General features: G+C 70.4%; 20 protein-coding genes and 1 tRNA gene. 9 read left to right on the forward strand and 12 right to left on the reverse strand.

Going from position 1 to position 20858, the window contains the following annotated elements; translation table 11 throughout:
• Positions 1 to 216 precede the first annotated feature (216 nt).
• On the reverse strand, positions 217 to 621 hold the full coding sequence (locus tag ABZ956_RS15300) for a DUF1992 domain-containing protein (RefSeq protein ID WP_361892561.1): 405 nt from the start codon (positions 619 to 621) through the stop codon (positions 217 to 219).
• 281 nt (positions 622 to 902) lie between these two features.
• Between ABZ956_RS15300 and ABZ956_RS15305 the strand changes: the two genes are divergently transcribed.
• Positions 903 to 1556 carry an HAD-IA family hydrolase gene (locus tag ABZ956_RS15305; RefSeq protein WP_361892564.1) on the forward strand — a complete coding sequence of 218 codons (654 nt, stop codon included), beginning with the start codon at positions 903 to 905 and terminating at the stop codon, positions 1554 to 1556.
• A 63-nt stretch (positions 1557 to 1619) separates the two neighbouring features.
• On the opposite strand, the gene ABZ956_RS15310 is transcribed toward ABZ956_RS15305, so the two are convergent.
• The 3 genes from ABZ956_RS15310 to ABZ956_RS15320 form a co-directional block, all read right to left on the reverse strand.
• Positions 1620 to 2180, reverse strand: a complete 561-nt coding sequence (locus ABZ956_RS15310; RefSeq protein ID WP_361892567.1) for a DUF3592 domain-containing protein — start codon at positions 2178 to 2180, stop codon at positions 1620 to 1622.
• A gap of 3 nt (positions 2181 to 2183) precedes the next feature.
• Positions 2184 to 2687, reverse strand: coding sequence for an SRPBCC family protein (locus tag ABZ956_RS15315; RefSeq protein WP_361892570.1), 504 nt, complete (start codon positions 2685 to 2687; stop codon positions 2184 to 2186).
• 299 nt (positions 2688 to 2986) lie between these two features.
• A complete protein-coding gene (locus ABZ956_RS15320; protein ID WP_361892572.1) occupies positions 2987 to 4087 on the reverse strand; it encodes a mechanosensitive ion channel family protein in 1101 nt (366 codons plus the stop codon).
• Between the two features lie 495 nt (positions 4088 to 4582).
• On the opposite strand from ABZ956_RS15320, the gene ABZ956_RS15325 reads away from it, so the two are divergent.
• Together ABZ956_RS15325 and ABZ956_RS15330 are read left to right on the forward strand one after the other, a co-directional pair.
• Complete coding sequence (locus ABZ956_RS15325) at positions 4583 to 4804, forward strand: hypothetical protein (protein WP_361892575.1); 222 nt, start codon at positions 4583 to 4585, stop codon at positions 4802 to 4804.
• A 101-nt stretch (positions 4805 to 4905) separates the two neighbouring features.
• A complete protein-coding gene (locus ABZ956_RS15330; RefSeq protein ID WP_361892578.1) occupies positions 4906 to 5112 on the forward strand; it encodes a hypothetical protein in 207 nt (68 codons plus the stop codon).
• Positions 5113 to 5346: 234 nt separating this feature from the next.
• Here the strand turns inward: ABZ956_RS15330 and ABZ956_RS15335 are convergent, their stop codons facing one another.
• The gene (locus ABZ956_RS15335) at positions 5347 to 5823 is read right to left on the reverse strand and encodes an SRPBCC family protein (RefSeq protein ID WP_361892581.1); all 477 of its coding nucleotides are present in this window, start codon (positions 5821 to 5823) and stop codon (positions 5347 to 5349) included.
• 65 nt (positions 5824 to 5888) lie between these two features.
• Positions 5889 to 7199 carry a serine hydrolase domain-containing protein gene (locus ABZ956_RS15340; protein WP_361892584.1) on the reverse strand — a complete coding sequence of 437 codons (1311 nt, stop codon included), beginning with the start codon at positions 7197 to 7199 and terminating at the stop codon, positions 5889 to 5891.
• 213 nt (positions 7200 to 7412) lie between these two features.
• On the opposite strand from ABZ956_RS15340, the gene ABZ956_RS15345 reads away from it, so the two are divergent.
• The 4 genes from ABZ956_RS15345 to ABZ956_RS15360 all read left to right on the forward strand — a co-directional run bounded on the left by ABZ956_RS15345 (position 7413) and on the right by ABZ956_RS15360 (position 9858).
• Positions 7413 to 8402 (forward strand): ornithine cyclodeaminase family protein, encoded by a 990-nt coding sequence (locus tag ABZ956_RS15345; RefSeq protein WP_361892587.1) that lies wholly within the window; start codon positions 7413 to 7415, stop codon positions 8400 to 8402.
• A 197-nt stretch (positions 8403 to 8599) separates the two neighbouring features.
• Positions 8600 to 8677 (forward strand) — tRNA-Trp (locus tag ABZ956_RS15350).
• Between the two features lie 254 nt (positions 8678 to 8931).
• Entirely contained in the window at positions 8932 to 9276 is a 345-nt protein-coding gene (locus tag ABZ956_RS15355) for a hypothetical protein (RefSeq protein WP_361892590.1), read from the forward strand.
• A 192-nt stretch (positions 9277 to 9468) separates the two neighbouring features.
• Complete coding sequence (locus ABZ956_RS15360; protein WP_361892593.1) at positions 9469 to 9858, forward strand: hypothetical protein; 390 nt, start codon at positions 9469 to 9471, stop codon at positions 9856 to 9858.
• Between the two features lie 462 nt (positions 9859 to 10320).
• On the opposite strand, the gene ABZ956_RS15365 is transcribed toward ABZ956_RS15360, so the two are convergent.
• Complete coding sequence (locus ABZ956_RS15365) at positions 10321 to 12204, reverse strand: ABC transporter ATP-binding protein (protein ID WP_361892596.1); 1884 nt, start codon at positions 12202 to 12204, stop codon at positions 10321 to 10323.
• A 436-nt stretch (positions 12205 to 12640) separates the two neighbouring features.
• Between ABZ956_RS15365 and ABZ956_RS15370 the strand changes: the two genes are divergently transcribed.
• Positions 12641 to 13942 carry a vanadium-dependent haloperoxidase gene (locus tag ABZ956_RS15370; RefSeq protein WP_361892599.1) on the forward strand — a complete coding sequence of 434 codons (1302 nt, stop codon included), beginning with the start codon at positions 12641 to 12643 and terminating at the stop codon, positions 13940 to 13942.
• Positions 13943 to 14027: 85 nt separating this feature from the next.
• On the opposite strand, the gene ABZ956_RS15375 is transcribed toward ABZ956_RS15370, so the two are convergent.
• The 3 genes from ABZ956_RS15375 to ABZ956_RS15385 form a co-directional block, all read right to left on the reverse strand.
• Positions 14028 to 14837, reverse strand: a complete 810-nt coding sequence (locus ABZ956_RS15375; protein WP_361892601.1) for a hypothetical protein — start codon at positions 14835 to 14837, stop codon at positions 14028 to 14030.
• Positions 14838 to 14886: 49 nt separating this feature from the next.
• Entirely contained in the window at positions 14887 to 15405 is a 519-nt protein-coding gene (locus tag ABZ956_RS15380; RefSeq protein WP_361892604.1) for a hypothetical protein, read from the reverse strand.
• A gap of 119 nt (positions 15406 to 15524) precedes the next feature.
• Positions 15525 to 16115 (reverse strand): TetR family transcriptional regulator, encoded by a 591-nt coding sequence (locus tag ABZ956_RS15385; RefSeq protein ID WP_361892607.1) that lies wholly within the window; start codon positions 16113 to 16115, stop codon positions 15525 to 15527.
• A 50-nt stretch (positions 16116 to 16165) separates the two neighbouring features.
• On the opposite strand from ABZ956_RS15385, the gene ABZ956_RS15390 reads away from it, so the two are divergent.
• Complete coding sequence (locus ABZ956_RS15390; protein WP_361892610.1) at positions 16166 to 16993, forward strand: class I SAM-dependent methyltransferase; 828 nt, start codon at positions 16166 to 16168, stop codon at positions 16991 to 16993.
• 91 nt (positions 16994 to 17084) lie between these two features.
• On the opposite strand, the gene helR is transcribed toward ABZ956_RS15390, so the two are convergent.
• Positions 17085 to 19256 (reverse strand): RNA polymerase recycling motor ATPase HelR, encoded by a 2172-nt coding sequence (gene helR / locus ABZ956_RS15395; RefSeq protein ID WP_361892613.1) that lies wholly within the window; start codon positions 19254 to 19256, stop codon positions 17085 to 17087.
• A gap of 211 nt (positions 19257 to 19467) precedes the next feature.
• Complete coding sequence (locus tag ABZ956_RS15400) at positions 19468 to 20703, reverse strand: glycosyltransferase (protein WP_361892616.1); 1236 nt, start codon at positions 20701 to 20703, stop codon at positions 19468 to 19470.
• Between the last annotated feature and the right edge of the window lie 155 nt (positions 20704 to 20858).

Consider the following 20858-nt stretch of genomic DNA (forward strand, 5'->3'; position numbering starts at 1 on the left):
GTGCGGTGACCGGCCGGTGCGGTGATGCGGTGCGGTGCGGTGCGGTGACCGGCCGGTGCGGTGATGCGGTGCGGTGCGGTGCGGTGACCGGCCGGTGCGGTGATGCGGTGCGGTGCGGTGCGGTGACCGGCCGGTGCGCAGGCGGGCGCTGGTGAAGCTGCGGGCCGCCGGCCCCGGGGCGCAGCGTGCGTACCGGGTGCCGCGTCCCCGGGGGCGCTAGCGGGCTTCGTGGTTCTTGCGCCACGTGGTGAGGACCTGCTCGACGTCGAAAGGGGTGAGGTTGAGCGGGGGCCCGGGCGGGGGCATTCTCAGGGCCTCGGCGATCTTTTCGTTGATGTCCGCCACGATCCGGCGTGCCTCACGTTCCGAGCGTGCCGAGGCGGCCGCGGACAGGGCGTCTTCGGCCTCCTTGCGCAGGGCCAGTGACGGCGGGAGGAAGGAGACCTTCTCGCGGCGCATCTTCTCCTTGATCCACCAGTCCTCGTCGTAGGGCCGGTCGGCGTCGGGCAGCGGTTTGCCGAAGCCCGGCAGGTCACGGAAGTCCCCGCGCTGCTCGGCCGCGTGGATCTGCTGGTCGACCCATGACTGGAAGCCGACACCCGGGGGTTTGCGCTCGGTCAACGTGTGCTCCTCCCTCAAGGGGCGCGCGCCGTGGCTTTCGCGCGCGGCGCGCGCACGCTTCGTCACCTCCCAGGATCCCAGACGGGCGGGGTGGGGTGCTGGTGGGGCGTCTTCCGGCGGGGTGGGTGGATGGGGAGTGGGTGGATGGGGAGTGGGTGGTGGCTGGGATCATGCCGCGTTGTTACTGTGCGTAGCTTTGCTTGTGTGTTTGTGTGAGTTTTCCCGGTGGGTGGGTCGGTCGGTGTGCCGGCTGGCAGGGAGGGCCATGTACGCTCCCGGCCATGCGACTTACGGCCGACGCTCTTTTGTTCGACAGTGATGAAACGCTGGTCTCTTCCCTTCGCTCGGTCGTGCGCGCCTGGACCCGGTGGGCCCAGTCGTACGGGCTGACCCCCGCGGATGTGGCACGCGTCGAGGTCCACGGCCGGCCGGCTGCCGCGATCGTCGCCGAACTGCTGCCGGCCGAGCAGGTCGCCGAGGCGCTTGCGCGCCTGGAAGAGGCGGAGATCGCCGATGCGGCCGCCGGAGGTGTCGTACCGGTTCCCGGTGCTGTCGAGCTGCTGGCTTCACTGCCGGCCGACCGGTGGGCCGTGGTGACGTCCGCCAACCGGCGGGTGGCCGGGGCCCGGCTCGGCCAGGCCGGTATCCACCCCAAGTTCCTGGTCACCGTCGACGACATCACCCACCACAAGCCGCACCCCGAACCGTTTCTCCTGGCTGCTGAGCAGCTGGGCGTCGATCCGGCGCGCTGTGTGGTCGTCGAGGACGCGCCCGCCGGGCTGGCCGCCGGGCGGGCCGCCGGTATGACGACCATCGCCCTGACGACCACGCACCGTGCGCAGGAACTGGAGGCGGACGTGACGGTCGCCGACCTCACCGGCCTGTCCGTCCGGGTCACGGAAGGCGGGCAGCTGGAGGTCCTGGTCGCCGGCTGAGGCGGCGAGCGGGGAGCCGGGGTTGGACGTTGGGCGTTGGGGGTTGAGGGCTGCGGGTGGGTGTCAGGGGTTCAGTGGCGGGAACCCCGGGGGCGCCGGCAGGTCCGGTGGTGCGGGCGGGGCGGGGAGAGGGGATTCGTCGACCTGCCCGACCTTGTCCCTCGCCTCGGTGAAGACACTGGTGACGGTGAGGAAGACCGCTGTCGCGCCCAGGCAGAGCAGCGTGGCGAAGGCGGCGAAACCGATCCGCAAGCGGGCCTGCGCCCGGGCCTGCCTGTCGCCGGGCGGATGCGCCGTCGCCCGGTCGGGGCGCCCTGCCGGGTAGCGGATGAGAACCCTCTCCCCTTCGAAGACGGTCGCGCTCCCCTCCTCCTCGAAGCGCCTCGTTCTTCCGTCCGGGGTCGTGAACTCGTACACATGGCTCAGGGATCGCGACGCGCTGTGGTGCGGGCCCCGTCGCCACACCGTCGTGGTCACGTAACTGCGTACGCAACGCCCCTCGGCCACGATTCCACCGGCCCAGACCGCCTTGAGGCGCCGCTGCCGTCGCAGCGCCACGAACAGCAGGGACAGGGCACCAATGGTCAGGACACCGGGTATCGCCGGCAGAACGTACAGCAACACGGTCTAGGCGTCGCCTTCAGCCGTCGCGGTGTGGGTGGGCGGCGGCGTCGTCCGGCGGATGACGTCGAGGGTGTTACGGACCGTCTCCAGCATGCGGGCGCGCATCTGCTCGAGGACCTCCTCCCCGCTCCGGCCGCCGGCCAGCTGCGTGCCGGAGGAAGGCAGGTGCGGCATGTCGCCGATGAAGGTCAGCGTCAGGGCACCGGTGGAGTCCTCGCCTATACGGTTGCGGATGACCCAGCTGTCCCGGTCACCGCGGCGCAGGAAGCTGACCAGGAGGGGCGGTTCGAAGGTCACCTCTTCCCTCAGGCGCTCACCGTTGACGACGACTTCGCGCAACAGCCCGTTCTCGCGGCGTTCGAGCACCGTGCACTGGCTCATGCCCGCGACGAAAGGCACGGCGTTCTCCGCCTTGCGCAGCAGCCCCTCCCAGACCTGGGCACGGTCGAGCCGGGGCTGCTCGGGACGAGCGGGGTCATTGACCGGCAGGGTGACTTCAATACGCATGACAGGGACTCCACGGTGGGTATCGGCGCTTGCCGGACACTCGGTGATCTTGCTGTCTCGCGCGGCCCGTATCAATAGGTACGGAAGTGGCGTGGCTCGAATTCGCACCCGGCCCGCCGGACCGGCCGGACCGGCGCATCCGGCCGCCGGCCGCAGGTGCGGTCGGCCGGGTGCGGTCGGCGGCCGGTGCGGTGGGCCGGTGCGGTTCGGTCGGGTGCGGTCGGTGCGGTGGGCCGGGTGCGGTCGGCTTCGGGTACCGCCCGGCGGGCCGGCCCGGGAACGGACCACAGGGCGGAGCCTCAGCCCGTCGGGCCGGGGCGGTCCGGAGCGGCGGCATCCAGGGGGGTACGCGGGTGCGGGATCGTCGCGTCGCCGCTCGGGTGCAGGGCCACGGTCCGGGCCGGGGCGGGGATGCGGATGCCCTCGGCACGGTAGCGGTGGTGCAGGCGCTTGATGAACTCGTGCTTGATCCGGTACTTGTCGCTGTACTCGCCGACCCCCAGGATCACCGTGAAGCCGATGCGCGAGTCACCGAAGGTGTGAAAGCGGATGGCCGGCTCGTGGTCGGGGACGGCACCGGTGACGTCCTTCATCACGGCGTCGATGACCTCATTGGTGACCCGTTCGACGTGGTCGAGGTCGCTGTCGTAGCCGACACCGACCTGCACGGTGACGGTCAGGTTCTGCTCGGGCCGGCTGAAGTTGGTCATATTCGTGCCGGCGAGCTGGGCGTTGGGGATGATGACCAGGTTGTTCGAGAGGTCCTCCACCACCGTGATACGCCAGTTGATGTCGCGGACGTAGCCTTCCTCACCACTGCTGAGCCGGATGTAGTCACCGGGCTGGACCGTCTTCGAGACGAGAATGTGCACACCCGCGAACAGGTTCGCCAAGGTGTCCTTCAACGCCAGCGCGATCGCCAGACCACCCACACCCAGGGCAGTGAGCAGCGGGGCGATGGATATGCCGAGGGTTTCCAGGACGATGAGGAAACCCATCGCCAGGACCGCGATACGCGTGATGTTGACGAATATCGTGGCCGAGGCCGCCACACCGGAGCGCGACTGCGCCACGGACTGCACCAGGCCGCTGATCACCCGCGCGGCGGTGAGCGTCGCGGTCAGTATGACGAACGTGGTCAGCACCTGGTTGACGGTGTGTCCGACCTGGCGGGTCAGCGGGAGGGCCGCTGCCGCCGCGGCCACCCCGATCGCCACCGCGGACCACGGGGCGAGCGTGCGCAGCACGTCGACGATGATGTCGTCCCCGGCCCACTTGGTTCTGCGGGCCCGCTCGGCCAGCCAGCGCAGGATCACCCGCAGCACCAAGGCCACGGCGAGGCCGGCGGCCACCGCGATGCCGGCGACGATGATGTCGTGGAGTGTCAGGGCCCGGCTCATCGGCACTCCCCTGCCATCAGACTGAACTGAGCTGCGGCATCGTCGTGCACTGCCGGACGGCCGGAGCCACGACCGGCGCCACGACCAGGGCCATGGCCGGAGCCGGGGCCGGGGCCGGGGCCCCGGTCGTGGCCGGAGTAATGACCGGAGTAATGAATCGTCACCTTGTACCTGTCTGTCCTGACGGATCGTGATCGCGCCAGGTCACGGGGTGGGCCTGGCGCGCGAAGTCATCCTCCATCACGCCCGTTTCACGCGTGCAGGCGAGGAGGGGCATCCGGACGCTGGTGGGGGAACGTGACTTGACGTGACGTTTCTCAGCGTGACGGGCCGCTTCAGCGCGTACACCTTGCCTCACGCCGGGCCGGCGCTCACCTTCCGCATGCCTGCCGCCCGTCACCGGCACAGCCAGGCCAAGCCCAGCGCTGCTCGTCGGGACGGGGCGCCCCTGGCTGGTGACTGGCGCGGGACGGCGCCGCAACGCACTCTGGTGCCATGGTCGCGCCCGTATTCGTGCACAAGCTGGACGCCGGCGGCGGGCGCCGTGTCACCGTCCGCCGCGAGGGCACCGAGCACATCCTCGGCATGGCCTACAGCGACCGTGACGTCATGGAATTCCTCCGCCAGGCCGGCCTGCCCGACGCCGAGGCCCTGCTGGACGACCCCGACGCCGTGGAATGGGCCGGAGGCCGGCCCCATGAATGGACAGCCGCCTGACCATGCCCGGCATGGGGGTGGATGTGGGTGTGCAGGGGGTGGGGGGACGCCTGGGGCCTGGTCCGGATGCATCCGGGGGGTTCCGGGCGCAGGCTGGAGGCGTGTCCGGGATTCCGCAGATCGTGGTTCACCCGCCGTCGCCATCGGGCGGCCGGCTCGTCAGCATGGGCGCGGAAACCCTGGGCGTGGCGTACGGGGTGGTCGATCTGCTGGAGTTTCTCGTGCGGGCCGGGGTCAGCGCCGATGTGCCGCTCGACGACCCAGAGGTGATCGACTGGCGTGGCGGCGGCCCCGGCATCTGGTCGTAAGAGCCCGGGCGGAGCATGGGCGGGGCATGGGCGGGGCCGGTGAGGGACCATTGGCCGGTCAGAGTGCTGGGCCGTGTCTCCCGGCCGGCCGCCTGGCCGGCCTTGACCGGGACCTGCCCCTGATCCGGCGACGGCGCGGGTAGGCACGGTTGGCCTGGGACGCCTAGGTCTTGTCCGTCAGCGCCTGGTCCGGACGGTCCGGCCACCGCCCAGCTGGGCGTCGGTCAGATGAGGTCACCTACCGCGGACAAGCTCGGCCAGGTGGCGCAGCGAGTTGGTGAGATGCTCAGGGCCGAACGGCGGGAACTGGAGGTACTCCCGGATGGACTGCGGCACCGCCGACCAGTCGTAGGTGAGCGTGACCTCAGTCCCGGTCGGACCGAGCGGCGCCAGGTCGTAACGCCAGATCCAGCCGCCGAACTCCAGGTGACCGTCGCTCTTCTCCTCCCCCGTCAGCCAGCCGATGGCGTGCGGCGGGTCGAAGACCTGGACCCTGTTGGCCACCTGGTAGTCACCGTGGGGATGGTCGGCGTGGTACATGGCCATCCGGAAGATCTGTCCCGCCTCGGTCAGCGGCGCCCGGTCGACGGCTTCCTGAACCCAGCCGGTGCCATCGATCGCAACATGGGTCGTCGGGTCCGCCAGCACCGCGAACACCCTCGCGGCGGGCGCGGCAACCGTCAGGGTGGCGCTCACGTTCTCCTGGTCCACGCTGTCCACGCTCCTTGTCATCTCCATCCCGGGCCACCCCGCAGGCGCGAAGGGGGGCAAACCTCTCAGTCAGTGTCAGTGTCGGTGCCGGTGTCGGTGCTGATCGCCTCGATGAGGCGGGTGGCTATGGGGGCGCTGCCATCCGGGGTGGCTGTGCCGTAGCCGTAGACGATGCGACGGCTGAGGTCGGGTGTGGCGAAGGCGGCGCTGCGGTAGCCGAGGTCACTGCCCGTCTTGCCCCACAGCAGCGAGCCGTCGCGCAAGGGGACGGACATCAGGACCGTGCTGAAGCAGGCCGAGCCCTTGCGGGGGCCAGTGTTGCAGTGAGAGGCGTCCGCGTAAGGCAGGGGTGCGCCGCTCTTGTCCTGCGGGAGAGCGAACAGTTCGGCGGCCTGGGCAGGGCGCAGCAGGCGGCCGTCGAGGAGGGCGGTCAGGAAGCGGTCGAGGTCGGCGGTCGTGGAGGTCATGCTGGAGGGGAGACCGCCTTGCTCGTTGACGTCGACCAGCTCGCCCTTGCTGGTCGGTACGTATCCGGGTACGTACGGGCCGGGTATCGGTGCGGTGCGGGTCGGGGCGGAGGTTTCCTTCATCTTCAAGGGCGCCAGAATGCGGGTGGTGACCTCGTGCTGGAAGGAGTGGCCGGTGAGTTTTTCGATCAGCTCGCCGGCGATGCGGTAGCCAAGGGAGTTGTACTCCTGCTTGGTGCCCGGTGCGAACCGCGGGCCCGGCCGGTTGCGGCCCTCGGGCCGGAGCGTCTGCTGAATAACCTGCTCGAAGGTGTAGAAACCGAGGCGCGTGTCGAGGACTTCGTCCTGGGAGGGTGCGGGAGCGCCCTCGAATTCCTGGGGCAGACCGCTGGTGTGGTTGAGCAGCTGCCGCACGGTGACCGGGGCGAAGGTCTCCGGCAGCAGGCCCGGCAGGTAGTGCTGAACCGTCTGGTCGAGGTTCACCCGGCCCTCGGCGGACAGCTGCAGCAAGATCACCGCTTCCATCGGCTTGGCGATGCTGCCGATCCGAAAGCGCGCGCCCGGAGTGACCCGTTTACCGGAGACCATGTCACCGGACGCGCCCCGCCACCTCTGACCGGACGTGTAGACCTGGGCCACCGCACCGGCCATGCCACCGCCCGGGTGCACCGCGACCGCCTCACGCAACGCCGCACGGTCCAGCTCGGCGGATGGGTGCCCGGACGGCGCGAACGGCGCGGCCTGCACGGACGACGCGGCCTGCGCAGCCGGCGCAGCTTGCGCAGCCGGCGCGGCCTGCGCGGACGGCGCGGCCTGTGCGGCTTGCGCGGCCTGTGCGGATGCGCCCGCCGGCAGGGTCAGCGACACGGCGGCCGCGACAGCCAGAGTCAGGGCGGAAGAACGGCGCACGGCAACTCCGATCGGGGGGGACGGATACGTCCCTGAGTCTTCCCAGCCAAGATCATCCGTTCATCCGGGACCACCCTGAGCCCACCCTGACGCGGCTGTGAGAACGTCTCAGGGGCGCGGCGGAGTGGTGTGGTGGGGTGTGGGGTGGGAGAGGCTGCCGGGGCCGGGAACGCTTCAAGACTGCCGTCGGAAGAAGGAAGAAGGGTGTGGCGGATGCTGGTGCTGGGACGCTCGCAGGTCGAGGCGCTGCTCGAGGTGGACGCGCTGATCGATGCCCTGGCCGTCGCGATGGCCGATCTCAGCGCGGGCCGCGCCTCGGCGCCCGAGCGCGTCGCCGCGCTCGTACCCGGGCAGGGCGGGCTCCTGGCCGCCATGCCCGGCTACGTACCCTCGACACCGGTACTGATGAGCAAGCTCGTCTCCCTCTTTCCGCACAACGCCGCAACCGCGCTGCCGACCCACCAGGCGGTCATCATGGTGTTCGACCCCGAGACCGGGCAGCCCACGGCACTGCTGGACGGCACGGCCATCACCGCGGCGCGGACCGCCGCCTGTTCGGCGTTGTCGGCGCGACTGCTGGCACGTGAGGACGCCACCGTACTGGCGGTTCTCGGTACGGGCGCCCAGGCGCGCTCGCACGCCCACGCCATGTGCCAGGTCCGGCCCATCCAGCAGATCCGGGTGGCCGGACGGGACCCGCGCAAGGCCGCCGCTCTCGCCGCGGAACTCTCCGGCACCCTGACAGCGGAAGTCCGGGCGGTCCCCACCTACGCCGCGGCGCTCGACGGCGCGGACATCGCCGCCGCGACCACCCACTGCCTCGAACCCGTCATCCGCCGCCCCTGGCTCACCCCCGGGGTCCACATCACCTCGGTCGGCTACAACCCCGACGGCCGCGAGATCGACGACGCCACCATCGCCCAGGCCCTGATCTGCGTCGAAACACGCCAGGCCGCCCTCGCCCCCTTCCCCGCCGGCAGCAACGACCTGCTCAACCCCCTCCGCGACGGCCTCATCACAGCCGACCACATCCACGCCGAACTCGGCGAACTCCTCTCCGGCACGAAAACCGGCCGTACCACGCCCGGGCAGATCACCTTGTACAAGTCCGTCGGTGTGGCGGTACAGGACGCGGCAGCCGCCGCCCTGGTCGTAACCGCCGCCCGCGAGCGCGGGATCGGCGAGGAGATCACGTTGCGGTGATCCGGTGGGCGGGTCCGGGAACGAGCGCCGCCAGGCGCTCGCGGGCCCCACGTCTTTGTGTTCCGCGCTGCACGTCTTTGTGTCCCGCGCTGCTGCTGTTCGCATGGGCCGCCGGAAGCTGTTCGGCGTGGGCCGTTCGGAAAAATAGTGTGGCTGCGGCGGCCGTGGTTGTGGCAAGCTGATCTTGGCGAAGCCGAAGGGGTGTAGCTCAGCCCGGCCAGAGCAGCGGACTCCAAACCCGCTAGTCGCAGGTTCGAATCCTGTCACCCCTGCCAAACTCCCTCACCCACTCCCTGACAGCGCGTCAGGACCACTTCCCGGCCTGCTCCCCCGGCGGCCCCGGATCCCCCTGGCGGCCCGGCCGTGCAAGCAGGAAACGCCCCGCAGAGGCGAGCGGTTCCAGCGCCTGACGGCCCGGCCGGCCGGCGTCCGCGCCGGGACCGACCGCTTACGACGACGCCGGCGCCCTGGCTGCCGGAGCGTGGACGGCCCTCGTGGCGGCGTGTGTTGACGGCGCTTCTACAGTGCCGTGTATGACAAGGACGGACAGCCCACCCGCGACCACGGCCAGCACCGGGAAGCTGCCATGAAGAACGTCGCGTTACCGGCCGGCGTCCTCGACTACGACGACCGCGGGGACGGACCCGCGGTCGTCCTGCTGCACGGGCTGCTGATGGACCACACCCTGTGGGACCGAGTACTGCCACTCCTGCCCCAGGGATTCCGGTACATACGACCCGTCCTGCCACTCGGCGCCCACCGCCGGCCCATGAACCCCGGCGCCGACCTCACACTGCGAGGACACATCCGCCTGGTCGCCGACCTCCTCGACACACTCGACCTCCACAACGTCACCCTGATACACACCGACTGAGCAGGAGCGCTGTTCCTGACCACCCACGGCCTCGACCAGCGCGTCACCCGGCAGATCATCCTCCCCTGCGAAGCCTTCGACAACTTCCCACCCGGCCTGCCCGGCAAAATGCTCTCCCTCACCGCCCACCTGCCCGGCGGCCTCCAACTCGCCACCCACCTACTACGCATCCGCCCGCTACGCCCACTGCCCATGCTGCTCGGACAGATGGCCCGCCGACCCCTGCCCGACGATCTCGTCCACCGCTGGAGCGAACCCCTCCTGCACGACACCCGCATCCGACGCGACCTCCTCACCTACTGCCGCAGCCCCTTCAACAAACCCGAACTCATCCACAACACCGAAGCACTAGCCCGCTTCACCGGCGACACCCTCATCCTGTGGTCCCCCGACAACCGCGTCATGCCCCCCGCACACGGCCACCGCCTGGCCCACCTGCTACCCGCAGGCCGATACGCCGAGATACCCGGCGCCTACGTGCTGTCCATGCTGGACAAACCCCACACCGTGGCACGCGAGATCAGCCACTTCCTCACCTCTCCCCCACCACCACCGCCACAGCGCGCGCCGCGCGGACGGTGAAGGGGGCCTCGGCTGCCGGGGTTTGGGCTGGACGCGGACTCGTGCGGCGGCCTTCAGACGCGACACCCCCGGAGACCACAGACCGGCCGGGGCCTGCGCCGGGCCTGCGGCGGGCCTGCGCCCGGCCTGCGCCCGGCCTGCGGCGGTCATGTACCGGCCCTGTCGGGCTTGCGCCGGGCCCGGCCGGGCTGGTCGGGCTTGCGCCGGGCCTAGCCCGGCCTGCGGCGGGCATGCGCCGGGCATGCGCCGGGCCGGTCGGGCTTGTACCGGCCCTTCGCTGGGCCCGGCCGGGCCTGTCGGGCTTGCGCCGGGCCCGGCCGGGCCGGTGCCGGGCCCGGCCGGGCCTGTCGGGCATGCGCCGGGCATGTACCGGGCTGGTCGGGCCTGTACCGGCCCTGCGCTGGGCCTGTCGGGCCTGCGCCGGGCCTGTCGGGCTTGTGCCGGCCGGGGTTCCGCTGGTGGTCAGGAGGTGGGCTGGGGGGTGGTGGTGTGGGTGAACTGGGTGCGGTGGAGTTCCTCGTAACGGCCGCCGGCGGCCAGGAGATCGGTATGGGTACCACGTTCAACGATGCGACCGTCCTCCAGAACCAGGATGAGATCGGCTGCCCGCACGGTGGACAAACGGTGGGCGATCACAATGGCAGTACGGCCTTCCAGAGCCTCATCCAGCGCCTCCTGCACCGCAGCCTCAGAAGTCGAATCAAGGTGCGCGGTGGCCTCGTCAAGAATGACCACACGCTGACGCGCCAGAAGCAGCCGGGCAATGGTCAAACGCTGACGCTCCCCGCCGGACAAGCGGTAACCACGTTCACCGACAACCGTCTCCAACTGGTCAGGCAGCGCCGCCACCAGGCCATCAAGGCGGGCCCGGCGCAGCGCGTCCCAGATCTCGTCCTCACTCGCTTCGGGGCGGGCCAGGAGCAGGTTGGCGCGGATGGTGTCATGGAAAAGGTGACCGTCCTGGGTGACCATGCCCACGGTTTCGCGCAGAGAAGCGGCGCTCAGGTCACGTACGTCCCTTCCGCCCAGGCGCACAGTTCCGGCATCGGCGTCATAGAGGCGGGGCAAGAGCTGGGCAATCGTCGACTTGCCCGCCCCGGAGGAGCCGACCAGAGCAACCATCTGCCCGGGTTCCGCACGGAAGGAGACGCCGTGCAGGACCGGGATACCGCCGCGGGTGTCAAGGGCGGCGACATCCTCAAGTGAAGCGAGGGAGACCCTCTCGGCCGACGGATAGCCGAAGTCGACACCATCGAACTCCACCGACACCGGCCCCTCCGGCACCGCCAGCGGACGCGGCTTATCGGTAATCAGCGGCTTGAGATCGAGGATCTCGAAAACCCGCTCAAAGCTGACCAGAGCACTCATCACCTCCAGACGAGCGCCGGCCAAAGCGGTCAGCGGGGCATAGAGACGGGTCAGGAGCAGAGCCAGGGCAACGACGGCGCCGGGCTGGAGATGGCCACGCAGGGCATAGAAGCCACCCAGACCGTAAACCAGGGCCAGGGCCAGGGCGGAGACGAGGGTGAGAGCGGTAATGAACGCCGACTGAGTCATCGCAGTACGGATACCGATGTCCCGAACACGACGGGCACGGGCAGCGAACTCAGCCGACTCGTCCGCGGGACGGCCGAAAAGCTTGACGAGAGTGGCGCCGGGCGCGGAGAACCGCTCGGTCATCTGGGTACTCATGGCGGCGTTGTGGCGAGCCGCTTCGCGCTGGAGCGCGGCCATACGCGAGCCCATACGGCGTGCCGGCACAACGAACACCGGCAGCAGGAGAAGAGCGAGCAGGGTGATCTGCCAGGAGATACCGAGCATCACCGCGAGCGTCAGCAGCAGAGTGACGAGGTGGGAGACGACGCCGGAGAGGGTGTTACTGAAAGCCCGCTGCGCGCCGATGACATCGTTGTTCAGGCGGCTGACCAAGGCTCCGGTGCGGGTACGGGTGAAGAAAGCAACAGGCATCTTCTGAACATGATCAAAAACCGCCGTCCGCAAGTCCAGAATGAGTCCCTCACCCAGGGTCGCGGAGAGCCGGCGGGTGAACAGCGCCAGACCCGCCTCCACCACAGCAATCAACGCAATGAGGACCGCGAGACGGGTAACGGTAGCGGCGTCCGCACCCTTGACGATGGCATCGACGACACGACCGGCCAGGACCGGGGTCGCCACCGCCAGGAGCGCCGTAACCACGCTAAGCAGCACAAACCAGCCCAAACGACGACGATACGGCCGCGCGAACACAGCAATACGGGCCAGACTCACCCGAGAAAAAGGCCGCCGGTCCTGCTGGGCGTTCATCACACTGTGCAGCGACGACCACGCCGTAACTTCCATGTCCACGAGGTTCCTCCAGGGATGTTGGTTCACCCTGAACGCTAAAACCTCAACCATGCTTGAGATCAAGCGTGCGGCGTACGACGGACGGCGGGTAGCGGACGGCGGGCCACCGGGGGTGGATCGCAACAATCCAAGGCGTCACCTCATTTGGGAGGTTGACCGAGGGCTGTCGATCACGGTGGATTCACTGAGAGGCTGCTGCAGAAGGCTCGCGTGTCGGCCATTCCCGGCAGCGGGTTCGGCCCGTGGGCGAGGGGACGCCTCCGTCTGACCTATGTATGCGCCCGCCCCAACCTGATCCGCCGGTGACTGCTGTTGTCACATCCTGCGGGTGGGGCTGTTCGGCGCCAACTTCGCGTAAATATCTGCCTTTTTACCTACTGTCACCGTTTCATACGGGCATATGCGTGGCAGCAAAGGGGAGAAGGGAGAAAGTCCCATGAAACGTGGATCTTTTCGCGCGCTCCCTCGTACGGCCGCCCGGGTCGCACTGACCACCGTGATCGGGCTGGCACTCGCTGTGGGTCCTGCAGCGCCCAGCACCGAAGTCCTCGCGCACTCGGCATCGTCGGCCACCGATCCGTCGGTGATCACCGAGTGGAATGCCGTGGCGACCGAGACGATCGTCACCGATGCCCGGCGCATCACCCCGGAGCCGGTCATCTGGCAGGCGTTCGTGTCCGTCGCCATGTACAACGCGGTCGTCGGTATCGAGGGCCGCTACGCGCCGTACCGGTGGAAGGCGCGCGGGCCGCGTGGGGCCTCTTCAGTGGCGGCGGCCGCGGCGGCCGCGCACCGGGTTCTGTCGGTCTACTTCCCGGGCTCGAAGGCGCGTTTGGAGACCGCGTACGCCGCTTCCCTCGCCGCGGTCCCCGATGGCTCCGCCAAGGACCGCGGAGTGCGGTTCGGCGTGCGCGCCGCCGACCACGTCATCGCGCTGCGGGAGGATGATGGCCGTTCCGTGACGGTCGAGTTCACCAGGCCGGCTGCTCCCGGAATCTGGCGACCGACCCCGCCCGGGTATCTGCCCTTCAAGAGCGCCTGGATGGGCCGGCTGCGGCCTCTGCTGCTCACCTCATCGCGCCAGTTCCGGCCCGGCCCTCCGCCCGCCCTCACCTCCGGCCGCTATGCCGAGGACCTGGCCGAGGTGAAGGCTTACGGCGGGCGGAACAGTACGCAGCGGAGCCGGTCGCAGACGGAGACCGCGCTGTTCTTCGCGAGTGACGTGGGAATCCAGGAAGCCTTGCGTGACTACGGGGCGCGGCACGGCCTCGGAATCGCCGAAATGGCGCGCCTGTTCGCCGCCGTGAACACCGTCGCGGCGGATGCGGTCATCACCACGTGGGACTCCAAGCTTCATTACGGCTCCTGGAGGCCGTTGACCGCCATCCGCCTGGCGGCCACCGACGGCAACCCCTCCACCGAACCCGATCCGCACTGGCAGCCCCTGATCGACACGCCCCCGCATCCGGACTATCTCAGCGGCCACGCGACGGTCGGCGGCGCCATCATGCGGGCCTTGAGTGAACTCTTCGGCTCATCCCGGGTGGATCTCCGCCTCACTTCGGCGACCACCGGCGCGACCCGGTACTACGAGTACGCCGATCAGTACAACCGTGACGTCGTCGATGCCCGGGTCTGGGCGGGAATCCACACCCGGACGGCCGACCGCGTCGGAAACGACGTGGGCCAGCGCCTGGCGGTCTGGGCACTCCAGCGGAACTTCCGGCCGAAAACGTGACGCCGCCGGGCGCTTCAGTGTGCCACTGATCCGTGAGGAAGCGGCTGTACGGCGGTTCCCCGCCGGCCGCAGGCACCGGCCCCCGTCACGGCCCGGCATGGGGCGGTGTGACCTCTAGCAGGCGTGGGGGGGAGAAGCACCAGCGCAGCCACAGTGTTGATTCGATGTCCCAGAACGGCGCCGCGGCCAGGCCGTCCGCCACTGGGATGCGGAATCCCTGGGCCGCGACGATCGCGCGTAGCGTCATGTGCACCCCGGCGAAGTCCCGGGCGGCCTTCGTCCAGTCGGGGTAGATGTCGTTGCCGCGGGCGAGCGGATAGCGTCCGACGAACGCCGTCCAGCCGGCCGCGCCGTCGATTTCGAGGACGTCGGCGGCCGGGTCTGTGACCGGTAGTTGCCATGTCTGCCAGGGCTGGGGATGGAGACTGGACCCCAGGTCGAGGTATATCCGCCACATGCCTGGCCCGTCACGCCGCGCCGTGGACGTGTAGAGGCCCAGGTGGAACGGCTTCGCACTGGGTGGACCCGGGTCTGCGGCGGGGGCGGTGAACCGTTGCCGGGTCAGGGTGGGGCGCCGATGCGGTACGAGTTCGTGGGGGCTGGTGCCGATCCAGTGTTGGTGTGTCCGGTCTAGGGGTCCCCGGACGAGAGTTTCCTCGTCTTGGGCGAGCCGGCCCAGCAGCCGGCAGCTGTCGGCCATCTCGTCCGCCTCCTCCGCCTCGGACGGGGTGAGGACGGCCGTGCCGCCCGCCAGGGCCGTCACTTCCGGCTCGGTCCAGCCCGTCATGACGGAGGTGAAATGGCGCAGCCCGGCGTCCGTGTCGGCGGTCAGGTCCGCTGCCGCGTCGAGCTGCTCGATGCGTCGGCGCAGGATCCGGGCGGGGGTGGGGCGCACGCCGGGACTCCTTCCCCGGCGGCGCCCCCATGCAACACGGTGTTGCGGATCAGCAGCCGAGGGCGACCTCCTGGCCCAGACCGTTGCCGGAGCCGGTCGGGGGCCGGTAGCCGGGCGGGAAGACGACCTTGAAGTACATCCAGCCGCGGTAGTTTCCGGGGCTGCACCGCACGGCCGCGTTGTTCTGGCCGGAGGCGGTGTTCCGCTGCGTCCTCAGCGTCGACTGCTTGACGAGCTGTCCGTTCTTGTACAGGGCCGCCCGGGTGGTGATCTCCGGTACCGGCGCGGTGCACGAGACCGTCACGACGACGTTGACGGTGCCGGGCACGTGGGTGGAGTTGTGCGGGCGCTGCACCTGGCCCGTACACCGGATCACCGCGCGCGCGTCCGCGTCCGAACCGGACTTACCGGCTTCCGCGTTGCCCCCGACGGGCCCTTGCCCGGCGGGCGCGGTGGGCGGAGCGGACGGGTCGGGGTCCGCCCTTCTCGCCGCGGCGGGGGAGGTTCCGCCGATGAGCGCCAGGACCGCCATCGACGCGGCGGCGGCCGCCGTCCTCCATGTACGCATGCCTGCTCCTCCGTGGGTGCTTGCTCCGGTTGGGTGTGTGTGCGCACAGCGAGGAGGCACTCTACAGAGAGCAATCGATTCATCACTTCACGTGACATACGTTCGAGTGCGGAATCCGGTCACTCGCGCTCGGCGCCGGCGATGACCGCTGTCACGACCTTGCGGACGGCCCCGGCTTCCGGCGGGGCGGCTTGGCGGTCGGCGAACAGCATGTGCGCGGCCCCGATCAGGGTGGGAGCGAGCGTGTCGACGTCGGCATCCGCGGCGATGCGGCCCAGTTCGCGCTCGGCGGTGAGGTAGGCGGCGATCGCGGTCGCGGCATCCGTCAGGACCGGGACACCGGTGGGTCGGGCCTGGCGCAGCCGGGCGCGTAGGTCGTCCCGGGAGGTGATGAGGCTGACGATCGCGACCGCGACCGTCGCGAACAGGTCCGTCAGCGCCTGGGTGAGGTTGTCGGTGACGGTGCCGGTTCCGGCGGACGCGCGCAGGGTGGCGGCCTGGTCGTCGATCCGGGCGATGCGGTCGAGTACGAGCTCGGCGAGGAAGGCGTCGAAGTCGGCGAAGTGCCGGTGCAGGACGCCCTTGGCGCAGCCTGCTTCCGTGGTGACCGCCCGGCTGGTCAGCGCGCTCGGCCCGTCCCGGAGCAGGACGCGCTCGGCGGCGCCGAACAGTTGCTCGCGCACGTCGCGAATGGCTACTCCGGTGGGCACCGCGCATCTCCTTCTTCCCTGGTGGGCATGTGCCCACTTATAGTGGGCACATGCCCACTTTACCGCCGGAGCGAGCCCCTCAGCCCGAGCACGCGTCCCATCGACACCGCGAGGTAGCGGAGTCGTTCGGTGCGGATCCCGAACGCTACGACCGGACCCGGCCCCGCTATCCCCGGGCCATGGTGGACCGGATCGTCGCCGCCAGCCCCGGCCCGGACGTCCTCGACGTCGGCTGCGGCACCGGCATCGTGGCCCGGCAGTTCGAAGCGGCCGGTGCCCATGTGCTGGGCGTCGACGTCGACGCCCGGATGGCCGGCCTGGCGCGGCGGCGCGGACTCGACGTCGAGGTGGCCTCGTTCGAAGCCTGGGACCCGGCCGGCCGGAAGTTCGACGCCGTCGTCTCCGGACAGACCTGGCACTGGGTGGACCCGGTCGCCGGAGCCGCCAAGGCGGGGCGGGCACTGCGGTCCCGTGGTGTGCTGGCCCTGTTCTGGAACGTGGGCCGGCCCGTGCCGGAAGTGGCGGAAGCCTTCGCCGAGGTCTACCGCCTGGTGGTGCCCGACTCGCTCGCCGCCCGGCAAGGGACGGTGCCGGCCGGGAACGGGTACGCGGCGCTGCATACGCAGGCGGCCGACGGGATACGGGATGCGGGCGCGTTCACCGGCCCCGAGCAATGGCGGTTCGCGTGGGAACAGCCCTACACACGGGACGAGTGGCTCGATCAGCTGCCCACCCAGGGTGCCTTCACCCGGCTCCCGCAGGCCCGGCTGGAGGAAGTACTGACGGGCATCGGCGCCGCCATCGACGCGGCAGGCGGCAGCTTCACGATGCGCTACACCACCCTGGCGGTCATCGCGACGCGAACCGATACCGCCTGACCCGGCCTCCAGTCGCCCCTCCCCCGCCCACCCCTGACGCGGCCTGCCGGATCCCCCAAGCCGTAGCGTCCGTCCGTCCGTCCGGCCGGGGTCAGGAGGTCGTGAGGATGACGAGTTGCTGAGTCGCCCGGGTCATCGCGACATAGCGGTCGATCGTTCCTTCGATGCCCTCGCCGAACTTCTCCGGGTCGACGAGGACGACCAGGTCGAACTCGAGCCCCTTCGACAGCTCCGGGGTCAGCGACCGGACGCGGGGCGTCGTCCGGAACGTGGGATCGCCGATGACGCACGCGATCCCCTCGGCATGGGCGGCGAGCCAGGTGTCGAGGATCGAGCCGAGATCCGAAGCGGATCCGTGGACGACGGGGAGGCCGCTGCTACGGATGGAGGTCGGCACGTTGGCGTCCGGGAGCACGGCCCGGATGACCGGTTCGGCTTCCGTCATGATCTCTTCCGGTGTCCGGTAGTTGATGCTCAGGGAGGCCAGGTTGATCCGGTCGAGGCCGATCCGCTCGAGCCGTTCCCGCCATGACTCCGTGAACCCCTGCCTGGCCTGTGCCCGGTCCCCGACGATGGTGAAGCTCCGGGACGGGCACCGGAGCAGCAGCATCTGCCACTCCGCGTCGGTCAGTTCCTGAGCCTCGTCCACGACGATGTATGCGAAGGGGCCGGCGAGCCGGTCCCGGTCGGCGGTGGGCAGCCCGGACTCGTCGACGAGGCTGACCTGAGCGTCCTGGCCGCGCAACATCGTCACCAGACCTTCACCGTCGTCACCGTCGGCCCCGGAGTCGGATGCGGCGGCTATCAGGTTGTCGACGACCTGCGCCATGCTCTCGCGCTGGGCGGCGAGGGCGGCCGCGTGCCGACGCCTGCTCCGCGCGGTCTCCGGGTCGCCGAGCCGCTGCCGTGCCGCGTCCAGGAGCGGCAGGTCGGACACCGTCCAGGCGTGAGGGGCCTCCTTGCGCTGGAGCTTGCGGATCTCGTCGCGGCTGAGCCAGGGAGCGCACATCCGCAGGTAGGCGGGTACCGACCACAGGTCTCCGACGAGGTCGGCCGCTTCGAGCAGTGGCCACGCGCGGTTGAGGGTGGTGACCAGTTCCTCGTCGTGCGCCAGCGACCTGCGGAAGAGGTCGAGCGGAACGTCGTCGTCGAGCTTGTCCATCAAGATCGTGACCAGCTCCTCCCAGATCTGCTCACGCGCCTCGTTGTGCGGAGCGCCCGGTCCCGGTGTCTCGAAGGCCTCGGCCCACTCGTCGGCGCTCAGCCAGATGTCGCCCCAGTCGGTCGATACCGTCATCCCCTCGGTGGGCGGCTCCTCGTAGAACCTGACGGCCTTCTCGATCGCCTTCACCATGTCGGCGGACGACTTCAGGCGGGCCACGTCCGGGTCGGCCTCGATCGTCGCTCCGGCTCCCTCGGCGACCAGGTCCCGCAGGGTGCAGGTCTGCACGCCGTCCTCTCCGAGGCTGGGGAGGACGTCGGCGACGTAGGCCAGGTAGGGCCGGTGCGGACCGACGAACAGCACGCCACCGCGGCGGTGACCGAGGCGGGGGTCGGAGTGGAGGAGATAGGCGGAGCGGTGCAGGGCCACGACGGTCTTGCCCGTGCCCGGACCGCCGTCGACGACGAGAGCGCCGCGGGATCCCGCGCGGATGATGGCGTCCTGGTCGGCCTGGATGGTGCCGAGCACGTCTCGCATCCGTGGTGACCGGTTGCCGCCCAGGCTGGCGATGAAGGCGGACTGGTCGTCGAGCGCGGCGTGCCCGGCGAAGCCGTCGGGGGTGAACACCTCGTCCCAGTAGTCGCTGATCCGGCCGCGGGTCCAGCGGTACCGGCGGCGGCTCGCCAGGCCCATCGGGTTGGCGTGGGTGGCTCCGAAGAACGGCTCAGCCGCGGGGGAACGCCAGTCGACCAGCAACCGGCGGCCCTCGCTGTCCGTCAGACCAAGTCGTCCGACGTACAGGGGTTCTGGGTTGTCCGCGCTGACCATGCGTCCGAGGCACAGGTCCAGACCGAAGCGCCGCAGTGTGCGCAGGCGGGCGGTCAGCCGGTGGATCTCCGCGTCCCGTTCCATCGCCTGCCGGCCTGTGCCGCCGGGCGACTTGCGCTCGGCGTCGAGGCGGTCGGACACCTCGGCGATCGACTGCTCGAGGCACTCCGCGAGGGCCGCGAAGTGCTGCTCGTCGTCGCCGATCAGCGTCGGGTCGGCCTTGGAGGAGAGGCGGTGGGGAAGGTCGAAAGCGCTGGTGGTCAGGTGGTTCACGTGATCAGCTCCGATATGAGGCCGGTTGCGGATATCGCGCGCGGTCGGCAAGGCGTCCGGACGGACCGGCATGGCGAAAGGCGTGGTCATGACGGTGATGCTCCGTCTGACACGGCTCCGTGGCCGTGGTCGTGGCCGTTGTCGCTTTGGTTCGGTCCGCCCGGGTGTGCGGGTTCTCGTTCTATGTACTGGTTTGGCGATCCCTCGCGGTTCACGCGGGCACTGGCGGCCGTTCCCGGCCGATGGCGTCGAGCAGCAGCTCCGCGGCCACCGTCGCGCCGTCGGTGCGGATCGTGCCGGCCACGGCGGCCGCCCGGGCGCGGGTCTCGTCGGTCAGGGCCGTGGTGAGCGCGGCCGCCAGGGACTCGGTGGTCAGGGTCGGACCGTCGTGGGCCGCGCCGATGCCCAGCTCGGCCACACGGCCGGCCCAGTACGGCTGATCCGCCGCCTGGGCCACGACCACCTGCGGCGCGCCGGCCCGGGCCGCCGTCGTCGTGGTGCCCGCGCCGCCGTGGTGCACGACGGCGGCCACCCGGCCGAACAGTGCCTGCTGGTTGACCTCGCCGACGGCGAAGCAGTCGTCCCGGTCGTCGAGCAGGGCCAGGCCGGCCCAGCCTCGGGCCACGACCGTGCGGCGGCCCAGCGCGCGGACCGCCTCGACGGCCGCCCGGGCGGCGTCCTCCGAGTCGTGCAGGGGCATGCTGCCGAAGCCCACGAACACCGGTGGTGTGCCGGCGTCCAGGAACGCCACCAGATCGGCCGGGAGCGGGCGCTCGTCCGGCAGGATCCACGCGCCGGTCTGTACGACGTCGAGGTCGGCCGGCTCCAGCCAGGGGTCCAGGACCGGGTCCGTCGCCAGCCATGGCCGGTCGCCGACGACGTAGTCGCGGACGTTGTCCACCGGTGGCAGGCCGTTCGCCGCCCGGTGGGTGTTGAGCGCCGCACCGAACAGCGCGTCGATGCTCTGGGCGTCCCACTCCCACAGCGCCCGATTGTCGGTCGCCTCCGGCGGGAACGGCCGGCCCGGGTAGGCCAGCGGCGGGCGGTGCGGCGAGGGCAGGGTGAGCTGCTGGAACGTCACGGACACCGAGCGGATGCCCAGTTTCTCGGCCACCGACAGCGCGCCGGCCGCGGCCGGCATCATGCCGGTCGCCACCAGCACATCGCATCCCCCGGCCGCCGCGGTGACCACGTCGAACTGGTCGGCGATCAACTCGGCCGCGCGCCGCGGCAGGGAGGACGAGGACGGAGCCCCGGTCGTCAGCGCGCGTGCCGACCGGCCGACCGGCATCAGCGGCACGTCGGCATCGGACAGCCGCCGCGCGAAGTCCTCGTCCGGCGGCGCGCACACCCGCACCTCCGCGCCGAGTTCCCGCACCCGCACCGCGAGTCCCACCAACGGTTCGACGTCCCCCCGCGACCCATACGTCGACAACACCACACGCACGTCGTACTCCCGTTTCCGCAGGTCCCTGGCTTAGGCCGGCCATTGTGCGGGACAGCCGGGGCCTTGCCGCAAGCCCCCCTGTGCGCTATACCTTGAGAGTGGAAAGGAGTGGGTGACCTCCTTTCCCTTTTCTTTTTGTCGTCCGCTGTGGACGG

The organism is Streptomyces sp. NPDC046261 (assembly GCF_040646235.1).
GTDB lineage: Bacteria > Actinomycetota > Actinomycetes > Streptomycetales > Streptomycetaceae > Streptomyces.